At 69.8% G+C, this 8,775-nt stretch carries 9 protein-coding genes; 1 reads left to right on the top strand and 8 read right to left on the bottom strand.

What is annotated here, in order from left to right; translation table 11 throughout:
• Positions 1 to 347: 347 nt before the first annotated feature.
• On the top strand, positions 348 to 1,736 hold the full coding sequence (locus ACJA3G_RS22630; RefSeq protein ID WP_406554855.1) for a NucA/NucB deoxyribonuclease domain-containing protein: 1,389 nt from the start codon (positions 348 to 350) through the stop codon (positions 1,734 to 1,736).
• A 666-nt stretch (positions 1,737 to 2,402) separates the two neighbouring features.
• Here ACJA3G_RS22630 and ACJA3G_RS22625 read toward each other — a convergent pair.
• From ACJA3G_RS22625 to ACJA3G_RS22590, 8 genes are all read right to left on the bottom strand, one after another.
• Complete coding sequence (locus tag ACJA3G_RS22625; protein ID WP_406554854.1) at positions 2,403 to 4,199, bottom strand: type IV secretory system conjugative DNA transfer family protein; 1,797 nt, start codon at positions 4,197 to 4,199, stop codon at positions 2,403 to 2,405.
• Positions 4,200 to 4,236: 37 nt separating this feature from the next.
• On the bottom strand, positions 4,237 to 5,028 hold the full coding sequence (locus ACJA3G_RS22620; RefSeq protein ID WP_406554853.1) for a DUF317 domain-containing protein: 792 nt from the start codon (positions 5,026 to 5,028) through the stop codon (positions 4,237 to 4,239).
• 5 nt (positions 5,029 to 5,033) lie between these two features.
• Positions 5,034 to 5,639 (bottom strand): hypothetical protein, encoded by a 606-nt coding sequence (locus ACJA3G_RS22615; protein ID WP_406554852.1) that lies wholly within the window; start codon positions 5,637 to 5,639, stop codon positions 5,034 to 5,036.
• Between the two features lie 69 nt (positions 5,640 to 5,708).
• Positions 5,709 to 6,542, bottom strand: a complete 834-nt coding sequence (locus ACJA3G_RS22610; RefSeq protein WP_406554851.1) for a DUF317 domain-containing protein — start codon at positions 6,540 to 6,542, stop codon at positions 5,709 to 5,711.
• Positions 6,539 to 6,898, bottom strand: coding sequence for a hypothetical protein (locus ACJA3G_RS22605; RefSeq protein WP_406554850.1), 360 nt, complete (start codon positions 6,896 to 6,898; stop codon positions 6,539 to 6,541). Before ACJA3G_RS22605 ends, ACJA3G_RS22610 begins: the two co-directional genes overlap by 4 nt.
• On the bottom strand, positions 6,895 to 7,257 hold the full coding sequence (locus tag ACJA3G_RS22600; protein WP_406554849.1) for a hypothetical protein: 363 nt from the start codon (positions 7,255 to 7,257) through the stop codon (positions 6,895 to 6,897). Before ACJA3G_RS22600 ends, ACJA3G_RS22605 begins: the two co-directional genes overlap by 4 nt.
• Before the next feature lie 41 nt (positions 7,258 to 7,298).
• Entirely contained in the window at positions 7,299 to 8,108 is an 810-nt protein-coding gene (locus ACJA3G_RS22595; RefSeq protein WP_406554848.1) for a DUF317 domain-containing protein, read from the bottom strand.
• Positions 8,105 to 8,494 (bottom strand): hypothetical protein, encoded by a 390-nt coding sequence (locus ACJA3G_RS22590; protein ID WP_406554847.1) that lies wholly within the window; start codon positions 8,492 to 8,494, stop codon positions 8,105 to 8,107. The genes ACJA3G_RS22595 and ACJA3G_RS22590 overlap by 4 nt, the downstream gene beginning before the upstream one ends.
• Positions 8,495 to 8,775: the final 281 nt, after the last annotated feature.

Genomic DNA, 8,775 nt, shown 5'->3' with positions numbered 1-8,775 from the left:
TCCTTGCCCGTCGGCCCCGCAGGATGAGCGGGGGGGGCGGTGATGTGGTCACCTTCTCGGTGCCCCGGGGTCGTAATCGGCCAGTTGGGTTCATGACCGTCACGCTCTCTCAGTGGTCTGAATAGGCATCCTGAGTGCATCGATAGAGCCGGTCTTCCGCTATGGATCGGTTTGGTGGACGTCCCGATCTCGTGTCCAGTCATTTGTTACGAGGCGGCGTGTTCGGTCAGGTTGCGACGGTGATCGCGCCAAAAAGGACAAGCGCGCTCAGGCTTAGCGGCTGGGGCTGATAGGCATGATGTCTGCCGCTCCTTGCGAGGGCGGAATTCCTACGTCCAGGGGGGACGATGAAACGATTCCTCAGAAACGCGCGTGGCTGCACCATGGCGCTGGCCGCCTCCGCGCTGATGTGGCCACTGGCGGCTCCGGCGTCGGCTCACGGTGCACCGCTCGATCAGCGCGTGGACACTTACGTCCTGCCCTACGGCGCCCACGCTCCCTCCCTCGCGGAGCTGAGAAGCGGCCAGGGCTTGGCAAGACTGCGAGCGTTAGCCGACGACGGTGACACGCAGGCGCGGCTCGCGAAGGAGACGGTGGGGCCTGCGGCCTCCTTTGCTCCGCGTGCGCGGCGAGAGTCCGCGCGCCCCGCCCCCACCAAGAGCGAGGGAGTGGCGGGGGCGGTGTCCCTGCCGGATCCGCCGCGCACGATGACCGCCGCCGAGTGTGTGGCGGGTCTGGGCACGACGAACAAGTTCTTCGTCAAGTCCCGTTACGCCGCCTGCTCGGGCGCGACGTTCAACCAGACCTGGCTGCAGAACGGCAAGCCTGTTGGCGAGAGTCACTTCAACGTCGTCGTGATCGCGACGGTCCCGTCGATCAGCCGGGAGATCCAGCTCACCTACCAGTTCACCGACATGCTCTCCACCGGGCAGACGGGGATCACGACCACCGGCATCCAGACCTCGGCGGCGATAGCCAAGAGCTGGCCTGCCGGCGTCCAGTACAGCTGGGGTGGCACACAGCTGCCGGTCACGAAGCCGTGGGTGGCCCTGCGTAGCAACGGCACCTTCAGCCAGACCGTGGACGCCTCCGCGGGGCAGGGCAACGGCGGGTCGGTGGACTTGATCAGCGCCATCTACCAGCCTTCCTTCAAGATCAAGCCGCCGATGGCCTGGAAGCTGGGCGGCGCCACGGGCGGGGAGCCCTTCTGGCTCGCCCTGCGGTGGGACAAGGCGCCCTACCTCCCCAACTCGGCCACAGGCGCAGCCAGCCTCGCCTACCAGACGCCCCTCGTGTACAGCACAGCTGATGGGGCGCCGGAACGCGGCGTGGCCCGCCACATAGAGAAGGCGTTCACCAACCCCGGCTCGACCGTGCCACCCAGTGCCACCAAGAAGGTTCCGGGGCAAAACCCTGGCGACCCCCTGACCCGGCTGTACACGGACTCGAAGCGCAGAGAAGAGAATCGCCGCCGCTCCGTGTACAACTGCACGAAGTACTTTGGGGACGACTACGCCAAGAACGGCGACCAGTGCGACGAGTACCCCTTCGCCAGCACGTACCAAGGGGCCGTCGGCGCGGACTACGACCCGCATCAATTGCGTGACAACTTCAGCGTGATGCCCGTCCCGGGGGATCAGAACAGGGATGCCGGCATCCTCCTGGGCCAGTTCTACGACAAGAACCGGGTCCTTGACGGGCCAGACGACGGCTTCTGGATGGAGATCATCCATTAAGGCCGCCACACGCTGATCGCGGAGGCCGGTGCGCTGCAGGCACCGGCCTTTCGTGGTTAGGAGGCGGGCCAGAACTGGACGGTGTAGCGCTCTACGTCATAGACAACGTCGCGGGTTGCGGCCTCGGCCACTGCGACACGACCGGTACACAGCAGACGAACCGACCATCTGGCCGGCCCTTCCGAGAGGCGGATCCGTTCAGGCATCGGGCTGGTGACTCCGCGCACCTTCAGCTCACCCGCAGCACAGAAGAGGGACGCACAACCCTCCTCCTCCCACTCACCGTCGGGCTTAGGCGGCGGACTGTCCCAGACTTCCACGGTCAGATGGGCCCAGTGTGTGTGCCCGGCACTCGTGATGTCCAACCGGCCATCCCGCGCGGTCAGGAACGGACCGGGCTCATACCCGTCAGGGAACAGGGCTGGGAGCCGCGCGTCGTCAGCATCCTCAAGGCATAGTCCGAAATAGTCGACGGACGCTGACAACTCCTGGTGCTTGATCATTGTGGCCATGCGTGTCCTCACAGTCAGCTGATCCTGCGCAGCATCCTAGGGCGGCCTCACGGCCATCCAGGCGGAAGACGGAGGCACCAAGGGGATGTGGCGAGTTGTGGTTCCGCGAGGGACGTCGGATGGCCAAGCGGCTGTGAGAAACCCCCGGGGAGGGCTACGCGGCAGTGCCGAAGTCGGGCTGCTTCAGGGCTGCCTTGGCGACGGCCCGCTCGGTGATGCCCTTCGAGGCGCGGGCGGAGGCGGCGGACAGTTCGTCGGCGCCGGGTTCGAGATACCAGGGGCGCAGGTCGAGCATCGCGGCGCGCATGCCGGTGGCGAAGCAGAGCGCGGTGCCCTTGGGCAGGGCGCGGATGGCGTCGGCCGGCAGGATCCGCTCCTGCCGCATCGACACCGAGGTGGACTTCCCGGACTCGGAGTGCGAGGTGGAGGTGGTCTCGACGTCGTGGTCGCCGATCAGCCGGGACAACTTGTCGGCGAAATCGGGGTCGTCGATGCCGGACCCGATGACCTTGATCGTGGAGGCGGACCACATCGCGTCCATGCCCGCATCCCCCCACACCTTCTGGCCCTGGCGGTAGGACTGGAGAATGGTGATGGGGATGATCCCGCGGCTGCCCAAGTGGCTGTAGAGGTCGGGGAGGTCGCTGATCTTGCAGACGTTGGCGGCCTCGTCGAGGATCGCGAGCATCGGTGGGTCCAGGCGTCCGCCGGCGCGCTCGGCCTGCGCGGTCGCGGCCCGCATCACCGAGTCCGCGCATGCGGCGATCAGGGCACTGGCTCCGCCACCCCCGTCCTTGGAGAGCAGGTACAAGGTGTCGGCGGAGGTCACGAACGCCTCCGGCCTGAACTCCTCGACGTCCTTCTGCGGTGTCACCCACGCAGCGATCTCCGAGTTCAGCAGGGCGGCGGCGTACTGGCGGGCAGTCTCGTAGATGCCGTCTCTCGTTTCCGGCGGCCCCTCCACGGTGCCCTTGAGCTGGGAGGCGACCGCGGTGAACTGGTGGTCGCGCAGGATGTCGAGCGGGGTGCGGTCGGCGGGGAAGGCCAGCCACTGCATCACGTCGGTGATGGGGCGCTCGTCCAGGGCGGCGGCGAGGAACAGCTGGGAGAGGATGTTGGATCCGGCCTTGGACCAGAAGTCGCCCTGCTGGGAGGCATCCACGCTCGCGGCCAGGAAGTGACCGGCCAGCCGCCCCGCGCCGTCGAGGGTCTTGGCGGTGGCGAGCGGGTTCCACCACATCTCGCGCCCGGTGTGGGCGATCTGCTGCGGGTCCATCGACCAGGTCTGGCCGACCGCTGCCCGCGCGTCGAGCGTGGCGGTGAAGGCATCACCGGCCGCCTTGTTGGAGGTCAGAAGGACCGGGCCCGGCGCGTTGAGGATCGAGGGGATCGCCAGGGAGGTGGTCTTGCCGGAGCGCGGCGCCATGATCGCCACGGCGACATCCTCGTACCCCATGCGCACCTCGTACTTCGTGCCCTGGAGGTTGCCGAGGAGGATGCCGGTGTCACGGGCGTCGATGTGCTTGGCGTCCTTCAGGCTCGGCCGCAGCGAACGGGCTTTGGAGGTGATGGCCTTGGACATCAGTGGCTCGATGTCCGTGTGCTTGGCCATGCCGTCGATGCGCTTCTTGCGCCCGCCACCGGCGCCCTTGTACCGCTTGTAGAGCACGGCGGCGGTGAGAGTGAGGGCGAGCAGGACGGCGCCGGGCAGGAGGCGCGTGCCGAACAGGAGGGACGTTTCTCCCAGGTCGGGCCAGAGCTGCTCGGGGTGCAGGAGGGCTTGCACGGGCTGGTAGGGGGCGCCGGGCCCGGAGTCGGTGGCCCAGGTGGTGATCTGCCCGCCGAGCCAGGCGAGATTAGACAGGGGAACGCCGACGGCGAGCACCCCGAGAAGGATCTTGAAGGCTATGTCGGTCGCATCGGTGGACTTGGTGGAGGAGGGCTGGGGCAAGAGGGCGGTTCCAGAAGGGGAGTTGGGCGCTGGCGGGTCAGCGGGGCCGGCGCGGCTTGGGCGCGTGCGGTGAGAAGGGCCCAGCGGCCGGTGGCGGCGGGGTGCGCCGCGTGGCGAGGGCGGTGGTGCGGCGTTCCAGCGCGAAGGCGAAGGTCTCGGCGCTGGTCTGGCCGGAGCTGGTACGACCGTGGGTGGCGGCCAGGTGGGGCACGCGGTGCGGTTCCCGGACCAGGGGCGTCTCGTCGGCCATCGCGCCGAAGAGCGCCGCCATCAGGTGGGGCGGGGTGTCGCCGTCCGCGTAGGCGCGCCAGACCGAGGGGAGGTGGTGGACGGAGGTCTCGACGATCCAGCTGGCGGTGCGGCCGTCCTCGTGGACGATGCGGTCGACGCGGGCCAGGCCGTCGGGCGCGGTCATGCCCTGGGGGGAGGTGTGACCGTCGTGGTGGCGCGGAGCGTGCCAGCCCGCCGCGCGCAGCATCTCGTACGGGTCGCCCGCCACCATCGGCCGTGGGTCGGGGGCGGTGAGGGCGTCGGTGACCGCGGCAATAATCTCGACCGGAGTGTTGGCGTCGAAGGTCATCGACCAGGCCCGTTGGTCACCGTGGTGCGCATGGCGCAGGGTCCACCACGGCTCGGCCGGGTCCGGGTCGGGGGCGATACGCAGCTGGGCGAGCTGGTCGGGGCTCGTGAGGATGACCCGGGGCACCAGCGGGTCCTCGCCGGTGCTCCACCCGCTGGCACGGTGGAGGGGGACGGTGACCCAGGCCGGGTCGCCGGGGCCGGCGAGGTAGCGGGGCGCGACCAGGACCACGTCGATGTCGTGCGGCACGCCGCTCACCTCCGGGCCGGCGCAGACGGCGCTACGGCGGGAACCGCCGGGCGTACGCGCGTCGTGGCCGAGGCCAGAGCCGGTGGGCGGGGCGGGTGGCCCTGGGCGGCGGCCTGGATTTCGAGGAGAGCCTTGCCGTGGGTGGCCCAGTCGTCGAGGTAGGACCAGGCTTCCTCGTTGCGTTCGGCGAGTGCGTCGTCGTACGCGAAGCTGCCCGGGCGGTCGGTCGGGGCCAGCGCGGCCCGGGCTTCGAGCCACTGTTGCTGCAGCGCGCCGAGCTGCGTCAGGGCGTCATCGAGGACGCCCAGCTGCCAGGGCCAGCGGGACTGGAGGTGCGCGGGGTTGAGCTGCTGCACCTGGACCTCGGCGGTGGCCAGCAGGTCCTTGGCGAAAGACCGGACGCGGTTGAAGGACCGCCAGGTGTCCGCGTCGCGTTTGACGGCATGACGGCTGTGCTCGTCGTCGTCGAGGGGCCAGCCGTCGAGGTCACTGTGCTCCTCGCGCCAGGCGTCGAAGTCGTCGAGGATCTGCTCGCTCTCGCGCAGGAAGGCGGCGAGCTGGTGCAGGCGCTCGCGGTGGATCTCATTGGGGGCGGGAGCAGTTGGGGACAAGGGCGCTCTCAGAAGGGATGAAGGAACAGGGGCGGGCGGTGAGCCGGGCGGGAGTGCCGCCCGGCTCGTTCAGCGGGCCCGGCCGGGAGCAGAAGCGACGGGTGCGGCGAGGGGCGCCGGTGCGGCCGTGGCGAGTGCGGCCGTGCGGCGGGCCTTGCGCGCACCGGCACGCATCGCCTTGAGCCGCGCCTCGTGCGCGCCGGCGAGCTGCTCGCCCTGCGGGCCGCGCTGCTGCTGAGTGACCAGGTGGGAGTGCGGAACGTCGTACATGCCGCGCTGGACGGGCTCGCTGCCGGCCAGAGCGGTGGTGAATGCGGCGATCAGGTGGGCCGGCATCTGTTCGTCGAGGTAGGCGTGCCAGATGCGCCGGAAGCCACCGCCGCCGTTGGGCAGGGCGGCCTGGGCCCGCCAGTGAAAGGTCTCGCCCGGCTCGACGGCCCACCGCTCCAGGCTGAGGATGTTGTCGGGGTGGCGGGCGATCTCATTGCCCCGCTCGTCGCGCTCGTAGGACCAGCCCGCCGTCGTCAGGGGCGACCAGACGGGCGGAGCGTGCTCGGGGACGGGTTCGAGCAGCGCGTCGGTGAGGTGGGCGAGGATCTCCACCGGGGTGTGCGCGCCGAACTCGGTGTACCAGCGCCGGCCGTCCTCCTCCTGCCCGCGGATACGCCACCATGCCGCGTACGGCTCGGGGTCGGGCTCCAGCACCACGGTGGACCGGTAGTCGGGGCTGACCAGCAGGACGTGGGGAAAGTCCGGATCGGAGCGGTTGGCCCAGCCTGCGGCCCGCAGCGCCTGGGTGATGTACCGGGGATCTCCGCCCCCGGCGAGATGGCGGGGCTGGGTCTCGAACCAGATGGTGCCGTGCGGGGAGTTGGCGCGAGTGGCGACGTAAAGGGTGGTCACAGCGCGGCTGGCACCTCTGCGGGGAGGCCGAACTCATGACTGCCCAGGCGGCGGACGTCTTGATGGAGGTCATGGCAGTCGGTCACCTCGATGGCGGCTGCTCTCATCCTGGCGACGATGTGACGGATCTCGACGGGCCACGGCAGAAGCGCGCGGCCCTCGATGAGGCGGGCGCTGGAGCGCAGGATGTTGCCCAACACCATGGGCACTCCGTACTCCTCGTCGAGGACCTGACTCAGTACACTCCGCGCGTCCTGGAAGGACGACGGCTCACGGAGGAAGTCCTCAACTTCGTGCAGGACGTTGACGGCCTCGGCGATCTTCTCGGCGCTCGGTGCGCTAAGAGTGGGACTCATCGGCCGCTCGCTGGAGTGGTACGGCCGGTGTGCTGGGCGTTCAGGCGCTGTACGTCCCAGTGCAGGATGTGCCAGTCCGTGAACTCCTGGGAGGCTTCGCGGAAGGACTCCATGATCTGACGGGTCGTGTCGAGCATAGGGAACTCGGCATGGCGGCCGATGAGGTGCCCGGTGCAGCGCAGCGCCTCGCCGAGCAGGATCGGGACGCCGTCGTCCTCGTCGAGCAGCGGCACGAGCAGCGGCAGAACATCGTTGAGCGGGGGATGAGTGCGCAGATAGGCCGCGAGGTCGGCGAGCGTGCCTGCGGCCTGACGGACCTGGTCGGGGGTGGGTGCTGCCGGGTGAGCGTGGTGGGGCAAGAGGGAGGCTTTCGGTAGGGGGAGGCGGGGTGGCCACCCGGTCAGCGGCGGGCTCGGGTGCCCTCCTGGGCGTACGAGCCGGCGGCGGTTGTCTGGCGTCGTGGCCGGGTGGTGGCCCACGAGTTGCGGGCCCAAGTGACGGCGTGGGCAGCCCGGATGCGGGCCTGCTGCCACGCGGACAGCTCCTCGGGCCGCACGGACACCGAGGTGGTGCGGATGCGGGTGGAGGGCGGCACATGTCCGCGCGGACGCATGACCTGCTGCGGGTCGGACAGGGCGGTACTGAACGCCTGGACGAGGTGCATCGGCGTGGTGGCAGTGAAGTGGGCGTCCCAGACGCGGCCATGTTCGTTGCGGGCGCCGGCCCACCAGTGCGCTTCGCCGGACTTGGACTGGTGGAACTGCATCCAGGCGCCGCCGTCGGGGCTCATGGCGGTGACGTGCTGTCCCTGTTCGGTCGTCCAGTGCTGCTCTTGCAGGGGCGCCCACACGTTGGGTGCGTGCGCGGTGCGGGGGCGGGTGAGCGCGTCGGTGAACCCGGCGACGATCTCCACGGGCATCTGACGGGTGAAGGTCGCGTGCCAGGCTTCCTGGCCGGGGGTTGTCTTCCCGGAGATCGTCCACCCGCCGGGCTGGGTGAACGGGTCGTATCCGAGGCGGACGGACTTGTCCGGGCTGTCGAAGACCAGCGGCCCGCCCCTCTTGGACTTGTCATTCCACCCGGAGGCGCGCAGGAACTCGCTGACGTAGCGGATATCGCCGCCGCCGGCGAGATAGCGGGGCTCGACCAGGTAGTGCTGTTCGGCCTGTTGGGCACCGGGGCCCCAGCCGGTCCACTGCTGCTGCTTCACCGGCTCCTCCTGACGACCATGGCGGAGGCGACGGGGCCGGGCGGCAGGGTGCTTGCCGTGGTGGGCGGCGTCCCGAGCTGCTTGATCGCGTCGGCATGGTCGTCAAGGTCCATGGCGACGCTATGGAGTTCGTTGGAGGCCCGGCCCATGGCGAGCCACACCTCGGGCGGGAGCATCCCGCGGTGGGCCTGGCTCTGAGCAAACCGGGTACCGGTCTCCACCAGGTCGGTGACCCGGGTCAGGACACCGTCCTCGGGGTCGAGGACTTTGCCGAGGATTCGGGCCGCTTGGCGCGGGGTGGCCTGGTCGAGGTAGTCGTCCAGGGTCTTGATGAGGCCGGCGATGTTCTCGGCGAGGCGTACGGGATAGGACGACAGGTCGGTCATGGGCCTCCTGGGAGCGAAGGGAAGGGGCGGTCAGCTGCGTCGGCCGAGGCGGCGGGCTTCACTGAGGGCGGTCTCTGGCCGGGCGCCGCCCAGAGGAAGGGGCCGTTCGTGGCTGCCGACAGCGACGGCGCGCAGGTAGCGGCGGAACAGGGCTGCGGCCAGGCGCGGGTTTCTGCTGGCGGTGATGGGCGGGGGAGTGCGGTCGGGCGTGGGGATGGAGGTCTCTCTCGGATGACGGGCCGGCCCCCGGCAAGGGGCCAGCCGGTGGACGGTTACGGGGG

Source organism: Streptomyces sp. YS-3 (genome assembly GCF_045257485.1).
In the GTDB taxonomy this organism is placed as follows: Bacteria; Actinomycetota; Actinomycetes; order Streptomycetales; family Streptomycetaceae; genus Streptomyces.
The sequence above is the reverse complement of the archived record's forward strand: the minus strand, read 5'-3'. Positions and strand labels throughout refer to the sequence as shown.